19 protein-coding genes and 1 tRNA gene are annotated in these 23,189 nt (G+C 64.1%); 6 read left to right on the top strand and 14 right to left on the bottom strand.

Annotation, left to right across the window (positions count from 1 at the left end):
* Nucleotides 1-236: 236 nt before the first annotated feature.
* Genes JKL46_RS13285 through JKL46_RS13270 form a run of 4 tightly spaced genes read right to left on the bottom strand, consistent with a single transcriptional unit; the run spans nucleotide 237 to nucleotide 4,324 of the window.
* Nucleotides 237-1,001, bottom strand: a complete 765-nt coding sequence (locus JKL46_RS13285; RefSeq protein ID WP_201833456.1) for an isocitrate lyase/PEP mutase family protein — start codon at nucleotides 999-1,001, stop codon at nucleotides 237-239.
* 7 nt (nucleotides 1,002-1,008) lie between these two features.
* The gene (locus JKL46_RS13280; protein WP_201833454.1) at nucleotides 1,009-2,070 is read right to left on the bottom strand and encodes a bifunctional transcriptional activator/DNA repair enzyme AdaA; all 1,062 of its coding nucleotides are present in this window, start codon (nucleotides 2,068-2,070) and stop codon (nucleotides 1,009-1,011) included.
* 50 nt (nucleotides 2,071-2,120) lie between these two features.
* On the bottom strand, nucleotides 2,121-3,458 hold the full coding sequence (locus JKL46_RS13275; protein WP_201833452.1) for a cytochrome c peroxidase: 1,338 nt from the start codon (nucleotides 3,456-3,458) through the stop codon (nucleotides 2,121-2,123).
* A gap of 5 nt (nucleotides 3,459-3,463) precedes the next feature.
* On the bottom strand, nucleotides 3,464-4,324 hold the full coding sequence (locus JKL46_RS13270) for a hypothetical protein (RefSeq protein ID WP_201833450.1): 861 nt from the start codon (nucleotides 4,322-4,324) through the stop codon (nucleotides 3,464-3,466).
* Nucleotides 4,325-4,449: 125 nt separating this feature from the next.
* On the opposite strand from JKL46_RS13270, the gene JKL46_RS13265 reads away from it, so the two are divergent.
* Complete coding sequence (locus tag JKL46_RS13265; protein ID WP_201833448.1) at nucleotides 4,450-5,109, top strand: Fe2+-dependent dioxygenase; 660 nt, start codon at nucleotides 4,450-4,452, stop codon at nucleotides 5,107-5,109.
* Nucleotides 5,110-5,303: 194 nt separating this feature from the next.
* Here JKL46_RS13265 and JKL46_RS13260 read toward each other — a convergent pair whose 3' ends face one another.
* Nucleotides 5,304-5,924: a TIGR02466 family protein gene (locus JKL46_RS13260; protein ID WP_201833446.1), complete on the bottom strand. Its 621-nt coding sequence runs from the start codon at nucleotides 5,922-5,924 to the stop codon at nucleotides 5,304-5,306.
* A 173-nt stretch (nucleotides 5,925-6,097) separates the two neighbouring features.
* Between JKL46_RS13260 and JKL46_RS13255 the strand changes: the two genes are divergently transcribed.
* The gene (locus JKL46_RS13255) at nucleotides 6,098-7,273 is read left to right on the top strand and encodes an adenylate/guanylate cyclase domain-containing protein (protein WP_201833473.1); all 1,176 of its coding nucleotides are present in this window, start codon (nucleotides 6,098-6,100) and stop codon (nucleotides 7,271-7,273) included.
* Here JKL46_RS13255 and JKL46_RS13250 read toward each other — a convergent pair.
* Together JKL46_RS13250 and JKL46_RS13245 are read right to left on the bottom strand one after the other, a co-directional pair.
* Nucleotides 7,261-8,247 carry a glutathione S-transferase family protein gene (locus tag JKL46_RS13250; RefSeq protein ID WP_201833444.1) on the bottom strand — a complete coding sequence of 329 codons (987 nt, stop codon included), beginning with the start codon at nucleotides 8,245-8,247 and terminating at the stop codon, nucleotides 7,261-7,263. The genes JKL46_RS13255 and JKL46_RS13250 overlap by 13 nt on opposite strands.
* A gap of 142 nt (nucleotides 8,248-8,389) precedes the next feature.
* Nucleotides 8,390-8,465, bottom strand: a tRNA-Ile gene (locus JKL46_RS13245).
* 195 nt (nucleotides 8,466-8,660) lie between these two features.
* Between JKL46_RS13245 and JKL46_RS13240 the strand changes: the two genes are divergently transcribed.
* The 4 genes from JKL46_RS13240 to JKL46_RS13225 all read left to right on the top strand — a co-directional run bounded on the left by JKL46_RS13240 (nucleotide 8,661) and on the right by JKL46_RS13225 (nucleotide 15,833).
* Nucleotides 8,661-9,728: a patatin-like phospholipase family protein gene (locus JKL46_RS13240; RefSeq protein ID WP_201833442.1), complete on the top strand. Its 1,068-nt coding sequence runs from the start codon at nucleotides 8,661-8,663 to the stop codon at nucleotides 9,726-9,728.
* 187 nt (nucleotides 9,729-9,915) lie between these two features.
* Complete coding sequence (locus tag JKL46_RS13235) at nucleotides 9,916-11,070, top strand: efflux RND transporter periplasmic adaptor subunit (protein ID WP_201833440.1); 1,155 nt, start codon at nucleotides 9,916-9,918, stop codon at nucleotides 11,068-11,070.
* Nucleotides 11,071-11,090: 20 nt separating this feature from the next.
* The gene (locus JKL46_RS13230; RefSeq protein WP_201833438.1) at nucleotides 11,091-14,276 is read left to right on the top strand and encodes an efflux RND transporter permease subunit; all 3,186 of its coding nucleotides are present in this window, start codon (nucleotides 11,091-11,093) and stop codon (nucleotides 14,274-14,276) included.
* A 285-nt stretch (nucleotides 14,277-14,561) separates the two neighbouring features.
* Complete coding sequence (locus JKL46_RS13225) at nucleotides 14,562-15,833, top strand: adenylate/guanylate cyclase domain-containing protein (protein ID WP_201833436.1); 1,272 nt, start codon at nucleotides 14,562-14,564, stop codon at nucleotides 15,831-15,833.
* A gap of 40 nt (nucleotides 15,834-15,873) precedes the next feature.
* Here the strand turns inward: JKL46_RS13225 and JKL46_RS13220 are convergent, their stop codons facing one another.
* The 7 genes from JKL46_RS13220 to JKL46_RS13190 all read right to left on the bottom strand — a co-directional run bounded on the left by JKL46_RS13220 (nucleotide 15,874) and on the right by JKL46_RS13190 (nucleotide 23,170).
* Entirely contained in the window at nucleotides 15,874-16,893 is a 1,020-nt protein-coding gene (locus JKL46_RS13220; RefSeq protein WP_201833434.1) for a S1C family serine protease, read from the bottom strand.
* 153 nt (nucleotides 16,894-17,046) lie between these two features.
* Complete coding sequence (locus JKL46_RS13215; RefSeq protein ID WP_246529302.1) at nucleotides 17,047-18,717, bottom strand: ABC transporter substrate-binding protein; 1,671 nt, start codon at nucleotides 18,715-18,717, stop codon at nucleotides 17,047-17,049.
* 187 nt (nucleotides 18,718-18,904) lie between these two features.
* A complete protein-coding gene (locus JKL46_RS13210) occupies nucleotides 18,905-19,186 on the bottom strand; it encodes a DUF2160 domain-containing protein (protein ID WP_201833430.1) in 282 nt (93 codons plus the stop codon).
* A gap of 10 nt (nucleotides 19,187-19,196) precedes the next feature.
* Nucleotides 19,197-19,973: a carbohydrate ABC transporter permease gene (locus JKL46_RS13205; RefSeq protein WP_201833471.1), complete on the bottom strand. Its 777-nt coding sequence runs from the start codon at nucleotides 19,971-19,973 to the stop codon at nucleotides 19,197-19,199.
* Between the two features lie 104 nt (nucleotides 19,974-20,077).
* A complete protein-coding gene (locus JKL46_RS13200; RefSeq protein WP_201833428.1) occupies nucleotides 20,078-20,974 on the bottom strand; it encodes a carbohydrate ABC transporter permease in 897 nt (298 codons plus the stop codon).
* Nucleotides 20,971-22,071, bottom strand: a complete 1,101-nt coding sequence (locus JKL46_RS13195) for an ABC transporter ATP-binding protein (RefSeq protein WP_201833426.1) — start codon at nucleotides 22,069-22,071, stop codon at nucleotides 20,971-20,973. The genes JKL46_RS13200 and JKL46_RS13195 overlap by 4 nt, the downstream gene beginning before the upstream one ends.
* A 10-nt stretch (nucleotides 22,072-22,081) precedes the next feature.
* The gene (locus tag JKL46_RS13190; RefSeq protein ID WP_201833424.1) at nucleotides 22,082-23,170 is read right to left on the bottom strand and encodes an ABC transporter ATP-binding protein; all 1,089 of its coding nucleotides are present in this window, start codon (nucleotides 23,168-23,170) and stop codon (nucleotides 22,082-22,084) included.
* Nucleotides 23,171-23,189 lie beyond the last annotated feature (19 nt).

Below are 23,189 nucleotides of genomic sequence, written 5' to 3'. Positions count from 1 at the left end.
TCCTCAACGCCGTCCTGCGCGAGAACCAGCCATGGCGCCAACAAAACCCTTGACCAACAAGACAGTCGCTCACCCGCGCCTCCGGCGCGACCTCTCCCTCAAGGAGAGGTGAGCCAGCGCCATACCTGCATTGGCGATTGCTTACACCCCCACCCTTAATCCCTCCCCACAAGGGGGAGGGAAAGCGCGTCATGACGATTTATGAGTCGGTCTTCGCGAAGCCCAACCACAGTCCATCAGGACAGTGCCGCCCTCGCGGCCTCTTCCAGTGCCTTCATCATCGTCCGGTAAGGCCCCGGCCCGTGGCTGATGCGGGCGACGCCGAGTTCCGCGAGGCGTTTGGCCGGGGGCGCTGACGGTGTCATCATGATGTTCACGGGCAGGGGCGATTGCTCGACCACGCGGGCGATCAGCGTCTCGTTCACGAGCCCAGGCACGAAGAACCCGTCCGCTCCGGCTTCGGCATAGGCGCGACCGCGCGCGACAGCCTCCGCGACGAGGCCTTCATGCTCCGCTGGCGGCGCGATCAGGAACACGTCGGTGCGCGCGTTTAGGAAGGCGGGCACACCCAGCTTCTCGGCTGCGCTCCGCGCACCCTTGAGCCTCGCCACCTGATCCGCCACATCGCGCAGCGGTCCGCTCTCACGGGAACTGTCCTCGAGATTGCAGCCGATGGCGCCGGCCTGCACTGCGCGCGCGACGGTCGCGCCCACATCGTCCGGCCTCGCACCGTAGCCGCTCTCAAGATCGATCGTCACCGGAAGATCGGAGGCGGCGACGATGCGTTCGAGATTGGCAAGGGCGAGATCGAACGGCATGAATTCGCCGTCGTCGAAACCGTGTGCCGCGGCGACGGACCAGCTGCCGGTCGCGAGCGCTTTCGCGCCGCTCGCCGCAACGGCTTTCGCCGTGCCGGCGTCCCACACGTTGAAGAGAACGAGCGGATTGCCAGTGATGTGGTGCGCCTTGAACGCGCGGGCTTTCGCTGCCTGATCGGACATGGAAACCTCAGAGTTGAGAAGGGGTGGATGCGACGCGCCGCTCGTGTTCCAGCAGCCATTGCTTGCGCCAGATCTTGCCGCCGTATCCGGTCAGCGACCCGTCGGCGCCGAGGACGCGATGGCAGGGAACGATGATTGCGATCTGATTGGCGCCGTTGGCGCGCGCCACCGCGCGTGGTGCATCGGGGCGGTCGATATGCCGGGCGATCTCGCCATAGCTGCGCGTCTGGCCTGCCGGGATCTGCTGCAGCGCATCCCAAACAATTCCCTCGAATGGCGTGCCCTTCTGAACGATGGGCAGACCGAAAGACGTGGAGCGTCCGGCGAAGTAGTCGTCCACCTGGCGGGCAAGCGTGTCGAGCATCGGGTGCTGGCCGAAGCAGATCGGTCCGACGCGCTTGCGCAGGCGCGCGATCTCGGTCGGCAATGCCTTGCGCTCGGCGAATTCGAGCAGATGCAAACCTGCATCGTCCGCGACCGCGAGCATGGCGCCGATGGGCGTGTCGAGCCATTGCGCCGTCAGGATCTGGTGCGCCGTCGTGCGGATCGGCGCGTCGCCGATGAGCCTGCTGACGGCATCGCGAAAGCCGCTGCCGGATTCGTAGCCGGCATCGAGCTGCGCATCCATCACGGTGCCTCCCTGCTGCAATCGGTTCACGGCCAGTCCCAGGCGCTGGGAGCGCGCATATTGCGCGAAGGTCACGCCGTATTCGCGCTGGAAGGCGCGGCGCACGGTGGAGGGGTCGTAGCCCAGCGCCTTCACATCGTCGGTGCTCCACCGCCTGTCTGGCTCGGTCTTGATCCTGTCCCGAAGCGTCTCCAGTGCGCCGGACGTCGGCCGCTTGAGATCGAGCGGCTTGCAGCGCAGACAGGCGCGGAAGCCCGCATCCTGGGCCGCATCCCGGCAGGAGAAGAACACGACATTCGTGCGCTTCGGCTTCCGGGCCGGGCAGGTGAGCCGGCAGAAGATGCCGGTCGTCTTCACGCCCACATAGGCGAAGCCATCATAGGAGGGATCGCGGGCGATCAGGGCGGCAAAGAGAGTGTCGTCGTCGCGGGGAAGTTCCATGGCTCAAATCTAGACCAACGGCGGCGATCCTGTCGCCGGAAACGAGGCGTCTATTTTTCTTTTTGAGCAGACTCCACATTCACGCTCAGGCGCATCTCCGGGTGGATGCCACAGATTACATCGTAATGGCCGGCGCGGTCGAAGCCGATGGTGACGGTGTCGCCGGGGTTCTGGGCATCGGAGTTGAAGCTCTTGTCCGGGCCGTCGACGCGCACGTTGTGGACGCGGATGTCGTCGTTGAGGATGCGCAGGGCCTCGCCCACCGTCAGCACCACGGCTCCCGGCGTGAAGCGCCGGTCCTTCTGGCTCACGGTGGAGGTTGCGACCACCTCCGCGTCCGTGCCGAAGGCCATCGCTTTCGGAGGAATACTGGCGGGGCGCGGCGGATCGTTGCTGGACAGGGTGTTCAGGAACGCGACGAGCTGAGCGCGCTCGGTGGCGCTGAGATCGAGGTGCTGCGGAAGGTCCGCGGACAGGGTAGGGCGCCTGATCACGCGGTCGGCATAGTGGTCGACCACATCCTCGAAACTGGCGAGCGAGCCGTCATGCATGTAGGGGGCCGACCAGACCCGCTCGCGCAGGCTCGGCGTCTTGAAGGCATGATCGGCGGCCGCGATGCCGAGGATGGGGCCGCGGCCCTTGTCGTCTCCCGGCAGGCCGATATCGTGGAAGGCGTCGTCGGTGAAGCGCCAGCCCTTGTGGCAGGCGACGCAGGCTGCCTTGCCGACGAAGAGCGAAAGTCCCGCAATCTCGTCCGGCTCCAGCGCTGCATCGTCGCCCTTTACCCAACGATCGAACCGGGTCTCGGGCGAGACGAGGGTGCGCTGGAAGGCGGCGAGCGCCTTCGCCATGTTGGCGCGGCTGACGGCCGGGTCCTCGGGGAAGGCCGAGGCGAAGGCCTTGCGCATCTGCGGGTCGGCGGAAAGCGCCTGGAGCGAGCGATCAAGATCGCCCGCCATCTCGCGCGTGTTCTCGATCGGCTCGATGGCCTGGGTCTCCAGGCTCTCCGCCCTGCCGTCCCAAAAGAAGGACAGGGCCCAGGCGAGGTTCCAGAGCGGCGGGGTGCGGCGCTCGAGAGGTTGGCCGTCGAGGCCCGGATGACGGTCGATTCCATCGGAGAAGGAGAGGTCCGCCTGATGGCAGGTCGCGCAGGCCACATCGCCGGAACCGGACAGGCGCGTGTCGTCGAACAGCTTCGCCCCGAGCGCCACCTTGTCCGGCGAGGCCGGATTACCGGGCGGCGTCGGGGCGTGATCGGGGCGCGCGAAGGCTTTGCGCCAGTGCTCGACATCGAGCGGCGCGGGCCTGTCGGCCGCGCCACCGAGGATTGTCGCAAGTGCGAGCCCCGCAAGCACCCGGCCCGCTTTGGCGAAGCCGACGCGCCTCATGGCGATCAGCGCAGGTTTCCGAGTTGCAGCTCGATCTTCGAGACGTCGCTCAGGAACTGGCCGATATCCTTGACCGGCTGCTTGGGCGGTATCACGGACGGGAAGATCGACTTCAGGTCGTTGAGGCTGGCCTGCACGGTCTTGGCCGTATCCGCGCTCTTGGCGGCGATCGCCGGCATGATCGTGGAGAGGAGGCGGTCGGCCTCCAGCACGAAGCCGCGGGCGTCCTGGTACTCGACCACGTTGGCGATGCGACCTTTCTCGATCGCTTCCTCGTATTCGTCGGCTGCCTGCTGCAGCACTTCGAGGGCGGTTTCATAGACGAAGTAAGGGCCGTTCGCCTCCGTGCCCCTGACGGCGGTCTCGGCGGCGGCAAGACGCTCGTCGAGGGCTGCGCGGGCGCGGACATAGGCGTCCTTGTTCTTGGCCTTCACCGTCTGCGACAGAGCCTTCAGGGCCACCTGGAAGGGAGCGACGTTGTAGGACTTGAGCTGATCGCGGATGCTCGCATAGATCTCCTCTTCCGGGTGCAGGAAGTGGGGCAGGGCATCGGGCCAGCGGCCGGCCTCGATCAACTCTGCGCCGACGAGCAGATGGCCGCGAATCATCTCGATGCCGCGATAGAGGTGCAGTGCCGGAGGCAGCTGCGGGGCACCGCCTTCACCTTCGCCCCCCTCTCCCTCGCCACCCGCCGTCGCGGCAGGGGCCGCATGGCCCTGGTGCTGGGCGAGCTGGAGCAGGGTCTGGTCCGCCTTGGCTTCGATCCGGGGTTGGGACTGGATCGGCAGGAGGGCACTTTGAGAAGCCGCGGGAGCCGCGACGAGCACGGCGGTGCCCAGGCCCGCCCAGATCTTACGTTTCTTCATGATGTCTCCCTCAGGCAGGCCAAGAGCGCCGCATGCAGTTTAGAATGACTAAAAACTGCCTTTCTTTACAATAACTTAGCTACATCCTATGGGATCCTGTGACAAGCCTTGAGGGTTTTCTTTCCATGCTGATCACGATTGCGAATGTCCTGTCGCGGGACGATCTCGACGAAGTGCGGACCATGCTGGGCTCCATGCGCTTCGAGGATGGTCGTGCGACAGCAGGGTGGAGCGCCCGGCTCGTCAAGGACAACGAGCAGGCGCGCGAGGGCGCGGCCCTCACCCTGCTGCGGGAGAAGGTGTCGGCCGCCATCCTCGGCAACGAGGTCTTCAATCTGGCCGCCCGACCGAAGGCGCTGACGCCCCTGACCTTCGCCCGCTACGGCGCCGGCAAGGCCTATGGCTCCCACGTGGACAACCCGCTCATGCACGGGATGCGGACGGATGTCTCGTTCACGCTGTTCCTGGCCGATCCGGAAACCTATGACGGCGGGGATCTCGTGATCGAATCGGTTTCCGGAGAGGAGGCGATCAAGCTGCCGTCGGGCCATCTCGTCGCCTACGATTCGACGAGCCTGCATCGGGTCGCGCCGGTAACTCGGGGAGAGCGCGTGGTGGCGGTCGGCTGGGCGCAGAGCCATGTGCGCGACAGCGCCAAGCGCGAACTTCTCTTCGATCTCGAAACCGCCAAGCGGAACCTGTTCGCCCAATCCGGCAAGACGCCGGAATTCGATCTTCTGGCGAAGAGCAGTGCTAATCTTTTTCGGATGTGGGCGGAGGTTTAGCCGGCTGGAATTTCCCCCTTACGTCAATCACCGGCCTTGTGCCGGTGATCCCGATGTGAAAGGCGCCGAGCCTCACTTTATCGGGATGGCCGGGACTGATCCCCGGATCAAGTCCGGGGACGGCCATGGAAGCGCAAAGGCTATCGGAGCAAGGCTGAGATCTTATCTCCGGATGCTGAGCGCAAGTTTCGGCTTCACTGCCAGGAATAGTTGAAGCTCACGCTGATACGCTCGCTTTCGGCCTCGTTGAGGGGCACCTCGTGGCGCAGCCAGCTTTCCCACAGCAACACGGTGCCGGGGGCAGGCTTCATATAGGCGAATTGCCGGTTCTCCGGCTTCGCCTTGGCCTTGCGGGGCGGGGCCGCCATCATGAAGCCGAGGCGCGGGTCCTCGAGCTTAAGCGCGCTCGCGCCCTCCGGGATCGTCACGTAATAGGTGCCGCTCACCACCGAATGCGGATGGATGTGCGAGGTGTGGATGCCGCCGGGCGGCAGGATGTTGATCCACAGGCTGTCCATGACGAGCTTGCGGCCCTGCAGGTCGAATTCCAGCTCCTTGGCGAAGGCCGCCACATGCTTGTCGAGCTCCTTCAGGAGATCGCCGAACACCGGAATCCGCCAGGGCAGGTCGTTGAGGGAGGCATAGGACGTATAGCCGGGATAGCCGTGCTTGGCGCACCAGCGCTGGCCCGCCTCGTCGTCCTCGGCGATGGACAGGCAGGCGCCTTCGAGCTCCGCATTGCGGCTCTCGGCCTTGGTGCCGGTCATTTCGGCGCGGTAGACTTTTGTGACGAAAAGCGTGTCGATGCTGGCCATGGCTTGGCTCTATTCCCGCCGCCGGATTCTGTCAAAGCCATTGCCCTTTGGGGTCCGGCATCCCAGTTTTGGAGAACGACACCCCGTGGGTTGAAGGATCCATGGGCGTAACACACCTTGGCCTTATGATGCTCCCCTCCCTCTCGCCACTCAGGTCGGACGATCTGCTGACCATGGCTCGAAGCCTCGATGCCGAAAGCCTGGCGCGCGTCATCGCGCTGAGGGACTGGCTGATCACGGCCGCGGGGCAGATGGAGGATTCGAACGAGGTCCTGTCCGGGTTCCTCGAACGGCTGATCGATCTCGGCCTGCCCATCGACCGGGCGGTCTCGGCCATCGAGACGCTGCATTCGGAATATGCCGGCATCGGCCGGTTCTGGACCCGGGAAGAGGGCACCGTGGTGCGCTACCTGCCGCACGGCGACCGCCGCGAGGCGATCTATCAGACGAGCCCCTTCGCCCATGTGAACCGGACCGGCGAATGGCTCATCCTCGATCTCGCGAACACTCCTGACGATCTCTTCCCGATCATTCCCGAGCTGAAGGAATCGGGCTATCGCCACTACATCACGATCCCGGTCCGCTTCACCAACGGAGCGGAGAATGCGATCTCGTTCGCGACCCGGTCGCCGGAAGGGTTCGGCACGCGCGAGTTGACGATCCTGCGCATGGTCATGCCGTCCTTCGCGCTCGTGACCGAGCTGCGCGCCACGAGCAACCGCCTCGACGAGGTGCTGCGCATCTATGTGGGCGACGATCCGCACAAGGCGATCCTCTCCGGTGCGATCCAGCGCGGGCAGGTGACGCGCATCCGCTCGGCCATCCTGTTCGCCGACATGCGCGACTACACGCATATCTCCTCCACCTTGAGCCCGGAGAGCGCGGTCGAGCTCCTGAACAATTATTTCGACTGCCTCGTGCCGCCCATCGAGGACGAGGGCGGCGAAGTGCTGAAATATCTCGGTGACGGGCTCCTCGCCATCGTGCGCGACAAGGGCGACGACACGGGTGGTGCGGCGCAATCGGCGCTCACCGCCGCCACCAAGGCACTGCGCCGCATCGAGACCGCCAACAACGAGGGTCGTTTCCCGGTGCCGATCAATGTGGGCTTCGCGCTGCATCACGGCGATGCGGCCTATGGCAATGTCGGCTCCGGCCAGCGCCTCGATTTCACAGTGATCGGCCGCGACGTGAACCTGGCGAGCCGCATCGCCGAGTTGAACAAGAGCCTCGGCGAGCCGCTGCTGATGTCGAAGCCTTTCGTGGAGCATCTGTGGGGCAATCCCTCGCCGCTCGGCGCGCATGCGGTCGAGGGGTTCGAAGAGGCGGTCGAGGTCTACAAACCCTGAAGGTGGCTGCGCCCATGCGGCGCATCGAGGTCGATGATCGGCCCGAGCGGAACGATGCCGGTTGGATTGATGGTCTTGTGGCTCTCGTAATAATGGCCTTTGATATGCGTGAAGTTCACGGTCTCGGCGATGCCGTCCGTCTGGTAGATGTCGCGCAGATAGCCTGAGAGGTTAGCGTAATCCGCGATCCGCCGCAGGTTGCATTTGAAATGGCCCACATAGACGGGGTCGAAACGCAGCAATGTCGTGAAGAGCCGGATATCGGCCTCCGTGATTCTCTCACCGCAGAGATAGCGGCGCGAGGACAGGCGCTCGTCGAGCATGTCGAGGGTTTCGAAGAGCGGGCGGACAGCTTCCTCGTAAGCGCTCTGCTTCGTCGCGAAGCCCGCCTTGTAGACTCCGTTGTTGACGTTGTCGTAGATGCGCGCGTTCAGCGCTTCGATGTCGCCTTGCAGATCCCGGGGATGGTAATCGCCGGGCTTCGCGCCGAGCCTGTCGAAGGCCGAGTTCATCATGCGGATGATTTCGGCCGATTCGTTGCTGACGATGGTACCGCGCGCCTTGTCCCAGAGCACCGGAACCGTGACGCGGCCGGTATAATCCGGCTTGGCCGCCGTGTAGACCTGATGCAGATAGCGCGCCCCGTTGATGGGATCGGCAATGACGCCCGGTCCATCCTCGAAGGTCCAGCCCTGGTCCAGCATGCGCCAATGCACGACCGAGAGGCCGATCATGTCCTCCAGCCCTTTGAGCTTGCGCATGATCAGGGTGCGGTGCGCCCAGGGGCAGGCGAGTGACACGTAGAGGTGATATCGCCCCGCCTCCGCCGCGAAGCCGCCGTCTCCGCTCGGGCCGGGTGAGCCATCGGCGGTGACCCAGTTCCGGAAGGCCGCACTGGCGCGGACGAAGCGCCCGCTCGAACTCTTGGTATCGTACCAGCGATCCTCCCAGACTCCCCCGACAAGCAGCCCCATCCGATCCTCCGTTCCTGGATTGCCCCGGGACGCGAAAGGCACCGGCGAGCAGGAAAGCAGAGAGATGGTCGCTCCTGGTGAGGATCAAGGGCCGGTGCGACCATTGAGAGCGCCTCGTGCAGGGATGTAATGGGGAAGGAAGTGGTGGGCCCGGCAGGACTCGAACCTGCAACCAGACCGTTATGAGCGGCCGGCTCTAACCATTGAGCTACAGGCCCTTCCAGAAGGGCAGGGGATCACCCCTTGTCCGGAGAGGCGGCCGCCGAGGTGCCCGGCGGCCTCCCTGTTCCTGTAATACATCGCCGAGGTCGTCAAGCTGGTTATGATCGCCGTGCAGCCTGGACGAATGGCGAGGCTGTCCTAATCTGCTCAGGGCCGGGTAGCCGGAAGTCCGTCGAGAAAGGGAACTCCTGATGACCGGTCGCGCCGAACGCCATCAGAAGACAGTGCACGGGGTCACGGGCCCCGGGGCGGAAAAGACCGTGTCGCTGGCCTTGCAGGGCGGCGGGGCGCATGGGGCCTTCACCTGGGGCGTCCTCGACTATCTCCTGGAAGACGGCCGGCTCGCCGTCGAGGCGATCACGGGGGCGAGCGCTGGATCCATGAACGCGGTCGTGCTCATCGAGGGCTGGATCGAAGGCGGGCGGGAGGGGGCGCGCGCGCAACTGCGCCAGTTCTGGAAGCGGGTGAGCCTCGACGGCGTGCTCAACCCTCTCCAGCGTTCCCTGTTCGACCGCATGCTGAGCTATTGGAGCGTCAGCGAGGTGCCGACCCAGCTCTGGTTCGACGCCTGGTCGCGGGTGGCGAGCCCCTACGATCTGAACCCCCTCGACATCAACCCCCTGCGCGACGCCCTCAACGAGCTGATCGATTTCGACAAGGTGCGCTCCTGCACCGATGTGAAGGTCTTCATCACCGCGACCAATGTCTGGTCGGGAAAGATCAGGATCTTCAAGGGCTCCGAGCTGACGGTCGACCATGTGCTCGCCTCGGCCTGCCTGCCGATGATCTTCCGGTCGGTCGAGATTGACGGGGAGCCCTATTGGGATGGCGGCTATTCGGGCAATCCGGCCCTGTTTCCGCTGTTCTACGAGGCAAAGTCGGACGATATCCTGCTCGTGCAGATCAATCCCATCGAGCGCCGGTCGACGCCGCGGACGCCGCAGGAGATCCAGAACCGGCTCACAGAGATCACCTTCAACGCCAACCTGCTGCAGCAGCTCAGAGCGATCGAGTTCGTGACCCGGCTGATCGACGACGGAAAGCTCTCGACCAAGGAGTACAAGCGCGTGCTCATGCACCGGATCCATGGCGGGCGGAAGCTCGACGAGTTCACGGCCGCCTCCCGGCTCAGCGCGCAATGGGGTTTCTTCAAGGAGCTGAAGGATCTCGGCAGAGCGTGCGCGAAGAGATGGCTCGCGGAGAACTACCAATTCATCGGGCAAAAAAGCACGCTCGACCTGCCCGAGGCCTATTCCTGATGCCGCGACAGCCAAGGTCCGGCATTCCTTGCAGCAATATTCCATGCCTTGCCAGATGGTCCACGCTGCGTAGTATTTCAGCACACAATGAGCAAAAGCTCCGCCGCGTGGCCCTTGCGTCCGCGCCCGCACGCCAAAGATTAAAAGTTTAGTGCTGCGTCGATGATGCCCGATCTGGAGATTACGCATGCGCTCTCCCCAGTCCGTGTTTGTTCTCAGCGTTCTGTTGTTGTCGTTTGCGCAGGGCGGAACCGCCCGGGCGCAAGGTGCCCCCGGCCAGGCTCCGCCGCCCGTGACCGTCGCGAAACCGGTGGTGAAGGACATCATCGAGCGGACCGATTTCATCGGCCGCTTCGAGGCCATCGATCAGGTCGATATCCGTGCCCGGGTCACAGGCTATCTCGACAAGGTCCATTTCCAAGACGGCACCTTCGTCAAGGCGGGCGATCTGCTCTTCACCATCGATCCGCGACCTTACCGCAATACCCTTGAGCAGGCGCAATCCGCCGTCACCTCAGCGCAGGTCCGGCTGGAATTCGCGCAGAGCGACCTCGACCGCGCCGAGCAGCTGCGCCGGACCGGCAACATCGCCGACCAGCTCTTCGACCAGCGCCGGCAGGCCTTTCTGACGGGCAAGGCCGAAATGGACCGAGCCCAGGCCGCCCTGCGGCAGGCGCAGCTCGATGTGGAATTCACGGAGGTGAAGTCGCCCCTGTCGGGCAGGATCTCGCGCAAGCTCGTGTCGGAGGGCAATCTCGTCATCGCGAACCAGACGATTCTGACGAACGTCCTCTCGCTCGATCCGATCCAGTTCTATTTCGACGTGGACGAGCGTTCCTTCCTGGCCTTTTCCCGCCAGACCCAAGGCGGCACCCGGACGTCGACCAATGGCGAGAAAAACGAAGTCACCTTGACCTTGACGGACGAACGTCTCGGTGAGCTGAAAGGCGAGGTCGATTTCGTCGACAACCGCCTCGATGCCGCGAGCGGCACGATCCGCCTGCGCGCCGTGTTCGACAACAAGGACATGTTTCTGACGCCAGGACTCTTCGGGCGCGTGACGGTCGGCGCTTCCGACCCCTATAAAGGCATTCTCGTGCCGGACGAGGCGATCAGCAGCGATCAGGACCGGCGCGTAGTCTATCAGGTCGACGAGAAGAATGTCGTTCATCTCAAGCCCGTGCGCATCGGGCCGCGCATCGACGGCTACCGCGTCATTCGCGACGGGCTGACGGGCAACGAGACTTTGGTGGTCAATGGGATCGTCCGCGTCAGGCCCGGCATGCCGATCACGCCGCAGATGACGACCCTTCCCCCGGTGCGCGAGCGCAACGGCAGCTGATCCCACACGAGGAGAGCGCCATGCGCTTCGCCCATTTCTTCGTCGATCGCCCGATCTTCGCAACGGTCCTGTCGGCGCTCTTCCTGATCATCGGCGGCATCGCCTATACCACGTTGCCGGTTGCTCAATATCCCGACATCGCACCGCCCACGGTCGTGGTGCGGGCAAGCTATCCCGGGGCCAATGCGCAGACGGTCGCGGCCACGGTCGCGACGCCGCTGGAGCAGCAGATCAACGGCGTCGAGGACATGCTCTACATGTCCTCCTATTCCACCGGCGACGGCGCCATGGCGCTGACGATCACGTTCAAGCTCGGCACCGATCTCGACAACGCTCAGGTGCTGGTCCAGAACCGGGTGGCGATCGCAACCCCGCGCCTGCCGGAAGAGGTGCGGCGGCTGGGCGTGACGACGCTCAAGAGCTCGCCCGACCTGATGATGGTCGTGCACATGCTGTCGCCGGACGGCTCCTACGATCAGCTCTACGTCTCGAATTATGCCCGCAATTATGTGCGCGACATTCTCCTGCGCCTCGACGGCGTGGGCGATCTCATCATCTTCGGCGAACGGCAATATTCCCTTCGCATCTGGCTCGATCCGGAAAAGCTCGCCTCTTACGGCATGACCTCGAGCGAGGTGGTCAAAGCCATCCAGGAGCAGAACGTCCAGGTCTCCGGCGGCGCCCTGGGACAGGAACCGACGCCCTCCGATGCCGCGTTCCAGCTCACGGTGACGACGCAAGGACGCTTCGAGGATCCGCGCCAGTTCCGGCAGATCATCGTTCAGGCGACGCCTGGGGGGCGTCTCGTCCGGCTGCAGGATGTTGCGCGCATCGAGCTCGGCGCGCAGGATTACGTGACGAATTCCTATCTGAACGGCAAGCCGGCCGTTGCGCTCGCGATCTTCCAGCGGCCGGGCACCAATGCGCTCGCCGCCTCGGCTCAGATCATCAAGACCATGGAGCAGCTCAAAGAGGGATTCCCGCCCGGGATCGCCTATCAGATCGTCTACAACCCGACGGAATTCATCGCAGAGAGCGTGAACGAGGTCTACAAGACCCTGTTCGAGGCGACGGCGCTCGTGGTGATCGTGGTATTCGTGTTCCTGCAGAGCTGGCGCACGGCGATCATTCCCATCGTGGCGATTCCGGTCTCGCTGATCGGCACCTTCGCCTTCATGGCGGCGCTCGGATTCTCGATCAACACGCTGACCCTGTTCGGCATGGTTCTCGCCATCGGCATCGTGGTCGACGATGCCATCGTCGTGGTGGAGAACGTGGAGCGCAACATCGCCCTCGGAATGACGCCGCGGGATGCGGCGCATGCGACCATGGACGAGGTCGGCACCGCACTCGTGGCGATTGCGCTGGTTCTCGTAGCGGTCTTCGTGCCGACGGCCTTCATTCCCGGCATCTCGGGCCAGTTCTACCGGCAATTCGCCCTGACCATTGCCGTGTCGACGGTGATCTCGGCCTTCAACTCCCTGACGCTCTCGCCGGCTCTTGCCGCATTCCTGCTGAAGCCGCACAGCCACGAACCGTCCCGCAATCCACTCGTGCGCGTCGGCAACAGGCTGGCGAACGGCTTCAACCATGGTTTCGATGTGACCTCCAATGGCTATGCCAGGGCGGTTGGAACGCTGGCGCGGCACAAGCTGATCGTGCTGCCGATCTATGTCGGGCTTCTCGCCGGCACCGTCTGGATCTCCAATCACGTGCCGCGCGGCTTCATCCCTAGCCTCGACCAGGGCTACGCCATCGTCGTGATCCAGCTGCCTGACGGATCCTCCCTGTCGCGCACCGACGCAGTGGTGCAGCGGGCCTCGAAGATCATGCAGGAAACACCGGGCGTTCAGAACGCGGTGGCCTTCGCCGGCTTCTCCGGCGCCACCTTCACAAACGCCACCAATGCGGCCGCGATCTTCGCCGGGTTCAAGCCGTTCGACGAACGGGTCAGGGACGGCAACTCGGGAATGAAGATCATCGGCGACCTCTTCGCCCGCTTGCAGCAGATCGAGGAGGCGTTCATCATCGCCATTCCGCCGCCGCCGGTGCGCGGCCTCGGCAATTCCGGCGGCTTCAAGGTCCAGCTTCAGAACCGCACGGGCGACGACGTCCGCGGCATTCTCGCGGTCGCCTATCAGCTGATGGGCCAGTCCCGGCAGAACCCGAACCTCGCCAGTGTCTTCACCACCTTCTCGGCCAACTCGCCCCAGGTCTATCTCGAGATCGACCGGCAGAAGGCGAGCATTCTCAACGTTCCGATCCCGAACATCTTCGAGACGCTGCGGATCAATCTCGGTACGGCTTACGTGAACGACTTCAACGCCTTCGGCCGCGTTTACCAGGTGCGCGCTCAGGCCGACCAGCGCTTCCGAATGGACCAGGAGGACATCAACCGCCTGCGTGTCCGTTCCGCCTCCGGTGCGCTTGTTCCTCTCGGAACGCTCGTCGAGATGCGGGAGGTGTCGGGGCCGGATCTCGTCCAGCGCTACAACATGTTCACCTCCGTGGCGCTGCAGGGTGATGCGGCGCCGGGCGTATCCTCCGGCGACGCGCTCGATGCGATGGAGAGCCTGATCAAGCAGAGCATCTCGCCGAGCATGGGCTTCGAATGGACGGAGCTTGCCTTCCAGGAACGGCAGACCGGCAACACGGCGGTGTTCATCTTCGCGCTTTCGGTGCTGTTCGTCTTCCTCGTCCTCGCCGCGCAATACGAAAGCTGGTCTCTGCCGATCGCCATCATCCTGATCGTGCCGATGAGCGTTCTTTCCGCGCTGATCGGCGTGATGATCCGGGGGCAGGACAACAACATCCTGACCCAGATCGGCCTCGTGGTCCTGGTCGGTCTCGCCGCGAAGAACGCCATCCTGATCGTCGAATTCGCCAAGCAGGCGGAAATCGAGGGCAAGACGCCGGTGGAGGCCGTCGTAGAGGCCTGCCGGCTGCGCCTGCGACCCATCCTGATGACGGCCTTCGCCTTCATTCTCGGCGTGCTGCCGCTCGTGATCGCGACCGGGCCGGGCGCCGAGATGCGGCAGGCGCTCGGCACGGCCGTGTTCGCCGGCATGCTCGGGGTCACCGTCTTTGGACTGTTTCTGACGCCGGTGTTCTACGTGGCGGTGCGCCACGTCGTGATCTGGATGTTCAAACGGAGAGCATCGAAGCGGCCGGACGCCGTTGACGCCAAGCCCACTCCGGCAGAGTAGAAGGTAGTGCCACAGTTTGAGTTCTGATGGGAGCCGGCACACCGTCATTCCGGGGCGACCATAGGTCGAGCCCGGAACCCATAGCCACGACGGCTCAAGATAGAATAGAGATGAGCGGCGTTGCGCCGCTTTCTGCAAGGCTGGCGGCTATGGGTTCCGGGCTCGCCTGCGGCGCCCCGGAATGACGGGGTGGAGCCAAATTGAGTCACTACCGAGTAGACGGGTGCCTTGATTGCTTGGCCGACTGTCATGAGTTGTCCGCGGATCGGGTCAGGAGGAGCTTTCATGGACAAAGCCCAGGCATCAACAATCGCGCGATGGGTTACCGAGACGGGCCTGAAGGGCACGACGGAGCTCGACCTCCTTCATGGCTTCTGCAACCGTCTTGTCGCCGCAGGCCTGCCTGTCGCCCGCGTGCAGACCGTCATCGACACCCTGCATCCGATCCATGAGGGGCGTGTCTTCCGCTGGCGCCGCGATGATATGGGCGACCTCGATCACATCGTCGAATATGGCCGCACCAATATGGGGGGAGAGGCGGCGGCGAACTGGCGTCGGAGCACCTTTTATTATCTCTTTCACAGTGGTGAGGAATTTCTGCGCCGACGGATCGGGCTTGGCGAGGTTGAGGATTTCTCTATTCTCGAGGAGCTGCGCGCCGAGGGGCAGACCGATTATATCGTCTTGATCCACCGCTTCGCGGCGGAGGGCGCCATCGGCGAGATGGATTGCTTCTTTTCCTCCTGGACCACCGATGCACCGGGAGGTTTCTCGGACGAGGAGGTCGTGATTCTGCGCGATCTGGTATCGCCGCTCATGCTCGCCATGAAATGCGCCTCGCTCGCGCGCATCGCCAAGACGCTCGTCGAGACCTATCTCGGCCGCGATGCCGGCCGCCTCGTCCTGAACGGTCGGATCGCGCGTGGCGTGACCGACCGGATCCAGGCCGTCCTGTGGTTCAGCGACCTGCATGGCTTCACTCACATCACAGAAACCGCGGATCCCGAGCAGATCATCCCGTTCCTGAACGACTATGCCGAGGCCATCATCTCCTCGATCTACGAGGCGGGCGGCGATGTGCTGAAGCTGATCGGGGATGGAACGCTTGCGATCTTCAGATGCGAGGATGCAGCCGAATCCTGCCGGGCAGCGCTCAAGGCCGAGCAGTTGATGCGCTCGCGGGTCCGCGCATTGAACGAGGAGCGCAGGTCATGCAACCTGCCCGTGACCTCGGCCTATCTCGGCCTGCATATCGGCGAGGTCTTCTACGGCAACATCGGCAGCCAGGACCGCCTCGATTTCACCGTCGTCGGTCCCGCCGTGAACGAGGTCAGCCGGATCGCGGCTCTGTCCCGCTCGGTCGAGCGGGATGTGCTGGTTTCTTCGGCTTTCCACGCTATTGCCTCGGCCGATGACCGGGAATGCCTTGTTTCCGTCGGCCGCTACGCGCTGAGAGGCATCGCGCGACCGCAGGAGCTGTTCACGCTCGATCCGTCCACCCTGGAAGAGGGCGCGGGTTCAGGGACTCCCGCGAGCGAAACCAAAGCCGATTGCTGAGATTTGGCCCGGTCCGCTCGCGGCCGTCTTTCTGAAGCGGTCACGCAGGCTTTGTCTTGCGCTCGACAGGGGTGATGGTCACGGTGCGCATCTCGCCCTTCCGGAGGATGACGAGTTCCACGAACCGTCCGATCCGCTCGCCGTTCAGCAGGCGCACGAGATCGTCAACACCGCCGACCGGCTCGCCGTCGAGCGAGAGGATGACATCGCCCTGCTCGAGCCGGGCCGTCTCCGCCGGGCTTCCCGGTTCGACGGCCGCGATCGCCACACCGAAATTTTCCATCAGGCCCGCCGCATAGGTGACGCGCCGGGGGAGGGGAACGGTCTGGCCGGCAACGCCGATCGAGGCCCTGCGGACGCGTCCGTGGCGGATGAGTTCTGATACGACAAAGCTTGCGGTGTTGCTGGCGACGGCAAAGCAGATGCCCTGCGCACCCATGATGACGGCGGTGTTGATGCCGATCACCTGAGCGGATGTCGCGACCAGCGGGCCGCCGGAATTGCCCGGGTTGAGCGCGGCATCGGTCTGGATCACGTCGTCGATGAGCCGTCCCGACTTCGCGCGCAGGCTTCGGCCGAGCGCCGACACGACGCCGGCGGTCACCGTCGACTCGAAGCCGAGCGGGTTGCCGATGGCGATCGCGATCTGGCCGCGCTTCAGCAGCTTGGAATCGCCGAGAGCGGCAAAAGGATGCCCATCGCCGTTGGCGCGCAGCAGGGCGAGATCCGTGTCGGGATCATCCCCGATCACGCGCGCTTCGATGGGCCGACCGTCTGATCCGGTCAGCTTCGCCTCACGTGCGCCCTGCATCACGTGGCTGTTGGTGAGCAGCAATCCGTCGGGCGAGATGATGACGCCGGAACCCATTCCGGCGCCGCGCCCAGATACTTGCGGCTCGACCCGGACGACGGCGGGGCCGATGCGGTCGACGACCGATGTCACTGCCTGCGAATAGGCATCGAGGAGGCTATCGTCGGTCTGTGGATCTGAAGGTGACGTTTGCGGGGTCGCCGATGCGCCACCGGCATTGAGGATGAAAGCTGGAGTGCGTTCGAGCATGGGGCCCTCCAAAAGGATAACGCTATTTCACATCATGTGGTGATGCGAGGCCCATGAACCAAGAGCGGACAAGGCCGGTCCCGCGCGAGACGGGATCGGCCTGACGTAACCACCAAGAAAAAGGCCCCGCCTTGCGGGCGGGGCCGGTCTTCGTCAGCTGCGCTTCGGCGGCGAGGCGGGCCAGCTCTTGATGAGCGTGTCATAATCCACCGTTTCGCCCTTCGGCTTCTCGTTGGCGAGCTTGGGCTGCGGCGCGATCGTGCCGGCAGCGGCGGCCTTCTTGATCCAATCCTCGGCCGAGGTTTTGGGGTTCAGCTTGGGACCGCATTCGCCTTGGACATTGGCCCGCTCGAGACGTCCGAGCACTTCGTCCTGTGCTGCCGCCAGAGCGTCCATCGCCTGCTGCGGGGTCTTCGCACCCGAGGCCGCATCGCCGATGTTCTGCCACCAGAGCTGCGCGAGCTTCGGATAGTCCGGGACGTTGTTGCCGGTCGGCGTCCATTGCACCCGGGCCGGTGAGCGGTAGAACTCGATGAGGCCGCCGAGTTTCGGCGCACGCTCGGTGAAGCTCTTATCCCAGATATCGCTCTCGCGGATGAAGGTGAGGCCCACATGGCTCTTCTTCAGCGAGACCGTCTTGGAGGTGACGAACTGCGCATAAAGCCAGGCCGCCTTGCGACGGTCGACGGGTGTGGACTTCAGAAGCGTCCAGGAGCCAGCGTCCTGGTAGCCGAGCTTCATGCCCTCCTTCCAGTATGAGCCGTGGGGCGAGGGCGCCATGCGCCATTTCGGCGTGCCGTCCGCGTTCACCACGGGCAGACCGGGCTTCACCATGTCGGCGGTGAAGGCCGTGTACCAGAAGATCTGCTGCGCGATATTGCCCTGTGCCGGCACCGGTCCCGACTCGGAGAAGTTCATGCCCTGCGCTTGCGGCGGAGCATATTTCTTCATCCAGTCGAGATACTTGGCGATCGAGTAGACGGCGGCGGCACCATTGGTATCACCGCCGCGATCGACGGAGGAGCCGACCGGACGGCAGCCTTCCATGCGGATGCCCCACTCGTCCACGGGCAGGCCGTTCGGAATGCCCTTGTCGCCGTTGCCGGCCATGGAGAGCCAGGCATCGGTGAAGCGCCATCCGAGCGACGGGTCCTTGCGGCCGTAATCCATGTGGCCGTAGACCTTGACGCCGTCGACCTCCTTCACGTCGTTGGTGAAGAATTCGGCGATGTCCTCATAGGCCGACCAGTTCACCGGAACGCCGAGATCGTAGCCGTACTTGGCCTTGAACTTCTCCTTGAACTCGGGACGCTGGAACCAGTCGTAGCGGAACCAGTACACGTTCGCGAATTGCTGGTCCGGCAGCTGGTACATCTTGCCGTCGGGCGCCGTGGTGAACGACTTGCCGATGAAGTCGGCGACGTCGAGTGTCGGCAGGGTCACGTCCTTGCCTTCGCCCGCCATCCAGTCGTCGAGGGGGATAGCCTGCTTGTAGCGGAAATGGGTGCCGATGAGATCGGAATCGTTGACCCAGGCATCGTAGATGTTGCGTCCCGACTGCATCTGCGTCTGGATCTTCTCCACCACGTCGCCTTCCTGGATCAGGTCGTGGGTGAGCTTGATGCCGGTGATCTCGGAGAACGCTTTGGCGAGAGTCCGCGCCTCGTATTCATGGGTCGTGATGGTCTCGGAGACCACGTTGATCTCCTGGCCCGCGAAGGGCTTGGCCGCATTCACGAACCATTCCATTTCCTTCAGCTGCTCGTCCTTGGAGAGCGTCGAGGGCTGGAATTCGCTGTCGATCCAGCGGCGGGCTTCCTCCATGCCGGCGAGCGCGGCCGTGCTGCCGAGCGCGATGGCGAGGACGCTTGTGGAGACGAAGAGTTTCAGGCGCCGGTGAGATTGGGTGAGTTTCATTTGTTCCTCCCAAGTAGTGCCCTTGCCGGCTTGTGCGCTGGTCTTGTCCTCTCCGGCCCGGGCAAACCGGATGGTCTTGTTGAGCCTCTTCCTCCTAGACGTAGCGAAACACGAAAGCTGCGTAGAGCAGGGAAAGGCCGGAAGCCCACCACAGGTCCGGGCCGATGAAGCCCAGCCAAGCGAGGTGGATAAAGGCCGCACCAAGAAGCGAGATGAAGAGACGGTCGCCGCGCGTCGTCGGAATGCGCAGGATCCCGACGCGTTCGGTCTCCGGGCGGTAGAGCGCGAGCATCGTCATGACGAGAAGCAGGCTTGCGATCCCGACGAAGAAGAGACCGGTCTGCCAGGTCCAGGCCATCCAGGCGAGATCGGGCATAAAAACCTCCTCAGACCCGACCCAGGGCGAAGCCCTTGGCGATATAGTTGCGGACGAACCAGATGACGAGCGCGCCGGGCACGATGGTGAGCATGCCGGCGGCGGCGAGCAGGCCCCAATCCATGCCGGCGGCCGAGATCGTACGCGTCATGGTGGCGGCGATGGGCTTCGCGTTTACCGAGGTCAGCGTGCGCGCGAGCAGCAGCTCGACCCAGGAGAACATGAAGCAGAAGAAGGCGGCGACGCCGATGCCGGATGCGATCAGCGGCATGAAGATCTTCACGAAGAATCGGGGAAACGAATAGCCGTCGATGGCGGCGGTCTCGTCGATCTCGCGCGGCACACCCGACATGAAGCCTTCGAGAATCCACACGGCGAGAGGCACGTTGAAGAGGCAATGCGCCAGGGCAACGGCCCAAGGCGTGTCGAAGAGGCCGATGGCCGAGTAGAGATTGAAGAAGGGCAGGGCGAATACCGCAGCCGGCGCCATGCGGTTGGTGAGCAGCCAGAAGAACAGATGCTTGTCGCCGAGGAATCTGTAGCGCGAGAAGGCATAGGCCGCCGGCAACGCAAAGGAGATCGACAGCACCGTGTTGATGATCACATAGGTGAGCGAGTTGATGTAGCCCGAGTACCAGCTCGAATCGGTGAAGATCTTGACGTAGTTGTCGAAGGTGATCTCCCGCGGCCAGAGCGTGAGGCCGGAGGTGATCTCCATGTTCGTCTTCAGGCTCATGTTCAGGAGCCAGTAGATCGGCAGCATCAGGAACAGGAGATAAAGGGTCATCACGACGACGCGCCCGCTGACCCGCGGCCCGGACAGGGCGCGGTTGGCGGCAAGGGGCGCCGCGGCGGGCTTCACATCTGTGGGGCCGACGGCGATGGTGCCAGTCATGCTTCGACCCTCTCGCGTTCGGCATCGACATTGGTCATCACCGTGTAGAAGACCCAGCAGATGGCGAGAATGATCAGGTTGTAGACCAGCGACATGGCCGCCGCCTTGCCGAGATCGAACTGGCCCAGCGCCAGCTTCACCAGATCGATCGAGAGGAAAGTGGTGGCATTGCCGGGGCCGCCGCCGGTGATCACGAAGGGCTCGGTGTAGATCATGAACGAATCCATGAAGCGCAGCAGTACCGCGATCAGCAGCACGCGCCGCATCTTCGGCAGTTGGATCGTGCGGAACACCGCCCAGCGGGAGGCGCCGTCGATGCGGGCCGCCTGGTAATACGCGTCGGGAATGGATTTCAGGCCGGCATAGCAGAGCAGGGCGACGAGGCTCGTCCAGTGCCACACATCCATGACGATCAGCGTCACCCAGGCGTCGATGGAATCGTTGGTATAATTGTAGTCGATGCCGAGGTGATTGACGGTCCAGCCGAGAAGCCCGATGTCGCTGCGGGCGAAGACCTGCCAGATCGTGCCGACCACGTTCCACGGAATGAGCAGCGGCAGCGCCATGAGCACGAGGCAGAGCGCCACCGTCCAGCCTTCGCGGGGCATGGCGAGCGCCACGGCGATGCCGAGCGGCACCTCGATCATCAGGATGATCGCCGAGAACAGCAGCGAGCGCCAGAGCGCTTCGAAGAAGCGGCCGCCGAGCTCCGTCGAGGGATCGAGCAGCTCCTGGAACCAGCCGATGCCGTTCCAGAAGAACTGGTTGTTGCCGAAGGTGTCCTGAACCGAATAGTTCACCACGGTCATCAGCGGCAGCACGGCCGAGAACGCCACGATGGCGAAGACCGGCAGGACGAAGAACCAGGCCCCGTTGTAGACGGTCTTCGTCATGCCTTGTTTCCTCCGAGCGCCTCGCCTGCCACCAGATGCCCATTGGCATAGATGTGGACGTGGCGGGGATCGAGCGCGAGGGCAGCTTCGCTCCCCTCGATGGAAATGCCGTCCGGAACGCTGGCGGCAAGGGGGCGTCCCGCCATCTCCACCCGGGCGATGCGCGCCCGCCCGATATCGTCGATGCGCCGCACGTGGACAGGCAGGCCGGAACCTTTCGGCTGGAGCCGGGCGAATTCCGGCCGGATGCCAAGCTCCAACTTCTCGCCGGCGGAGAGGGTGCGATAGCTCCGCAGGAGGGGAATCGCTTCGTTGCCAATGAAGGCGGTAGCGCCTTCGATCCGGCAGGGGAGGATGTTCATGCCTGGAGAGCCGATGAAATGCCCCACGAACGTATGGGCCGGGCGCTCGAACAGCTCATCCGGCGTGCCCGTCTGGACCACCGCGCCGTCATGCATGACCACCACCTTGTCGGCGAAGGTGAGCGCCTCCGTCTGATCGTGGGTCACATAGATCATGGTGATGTCGAGCGCGCGATGGATCTCCTTCAGGGTCGAACGGAGCTGCCATTTCAGATGCGGATCGATCACGGTGAGCGGCTCGTCGAACAGGATCGCCGCCACATCGGGGCGCACGAGGCCGCGCCCGAGCGAGATCTTCTGCTTCATGTCCGCAGTGAGGTTGCTCGCCTTGCGGCCGAGCACGCGGGTGAGATCGAGAAGGCGGGCGATTTCCTCCACCCGCTGCGCAGTCTTCTCGCGCGGCACGTGCCGGTTCTTGAGGGGAAAGGCGAGATTCTCGCGCACCGTCATGGTGTCGTAGACGACCGGGAACTGGAAAACCTGGGCGATGTTGCGCGATTCCGTGGCCAGATCCGTCACGTCGAGATCGTCGAAGAGCACGCGCCCGCGCGTTGGACGCACGAGGCCGGAGATGATGTTCAGCAACGTTGTCTTGCCGCAGCCCGAAGGCCCCAGCAGGGCATAGGCGCCGCCCTGGCTCCACACATGGTTGATTTCCTTGAGGGCGTAATCGTCCGCGGTGCGGGGATCGGGTTTGTAGGCGTGGGCGAGATGATCGAGCGTGATGCGGGCCATCTTTCCCTCCTCAGGCCGCCTGCTGGGCAGGGTCTGCGGCGGCGAGCCGGCCGGCCGCATCGAAGAGGAACAGGTGCCGCGGATCGATATAGGCGGTCACGGCAGATTTGGGCTCGAGCCGCCTCACCCCGGGCACAAGTGCCACGAGCCGGTGATCGCTGGCATCGAGGTGGATATAGCTCTCCGACCCCGTGATCTCGGCGACCGAGACGACAGCCGGAATGGCGATTTCGTCGCCACTGGTCGGCTCGAGGGTGAGATGATGGGCCCGGAACCCGACCGTGTATTCGCCATCGGGAACGGCGGCGAGGGGCCCAGTGGCGCGGATCTGCCCGCCGGTGCTCAAAGTCCCGCTGTTGCCGGCTTTTCGAACCTGCAGCGTATTGAGCGGAGGATCGGAGAACACGCGCGCCGTCGTCAGATCGAAGGGATGGCGATAGACCTGCGGCGTCGGACCGAATTGCGTCACGCGTCCCTGAAAAAGGGTCGCCGTATTGCCGCCGAGAAGGAGAGCCTCCGTCGGCTCCGTCGTAGCGTAGACGAAGATCGCGCCCGACGCCGCGAAGATGCGCGGCAACTCCTCGCGCAATTCCTCGCGCAGCTTGTAGTCAAGGTTCGCCAACGGTTCGTCGAGCAGCACGAGATCCGCGCGCTTCACCAGCGCCCGCGCGATGGCGGTGCGCTGCTGCTGGCCGCCGGAGAGGTTCAGGGGCTTGCGGTCGAGATAGGGTTCGAGCTTCAGGAGCTTGGCGGCATCGCGCACGCGGGTTTCGATCTCCTGTGCCGGCACGCGTGCGACGCGGAGAGGCGAGGCGATGTTCTCATAGACATCGAGGGAAGGGTAATTGATGAACTGCTGATAGACCATGGCCACGCTGCGGCGCTGCACCGGCCAGCCCGTCACATCCTGACCCTCGACGAGGACGCGGCCGCTCGTCGGCGCATCGAGCCCGGCCATGAGGCGCATGAGCGAGGTCTTGCCGGCGAGCGTTGCGCCGAGCAGCACGTTGAGGGAGCCCCGTTCAAGGGTCAGGTTGACATCGTCGATATGAACCGCTGCCGCGACCTTCTTCGAGACGCCTTCGAGAACGAGACTCATCGGCACGTTCCTGGGGTTT

It is taken from the genome of Microvirga zambiensis WSM3693 (genome assembly GCF_016735695.1).
Classification (GTDB): domain Bacteria; phylum Pseudomonadota; class Alphaproteobacteria; order Rhizobiales; family Beijerinckiaceae; genus Microvirga; species Microvirga zambiensis.
This window is presented reverse-complemented; position numbering and strand designations above follow the sequence as displayed.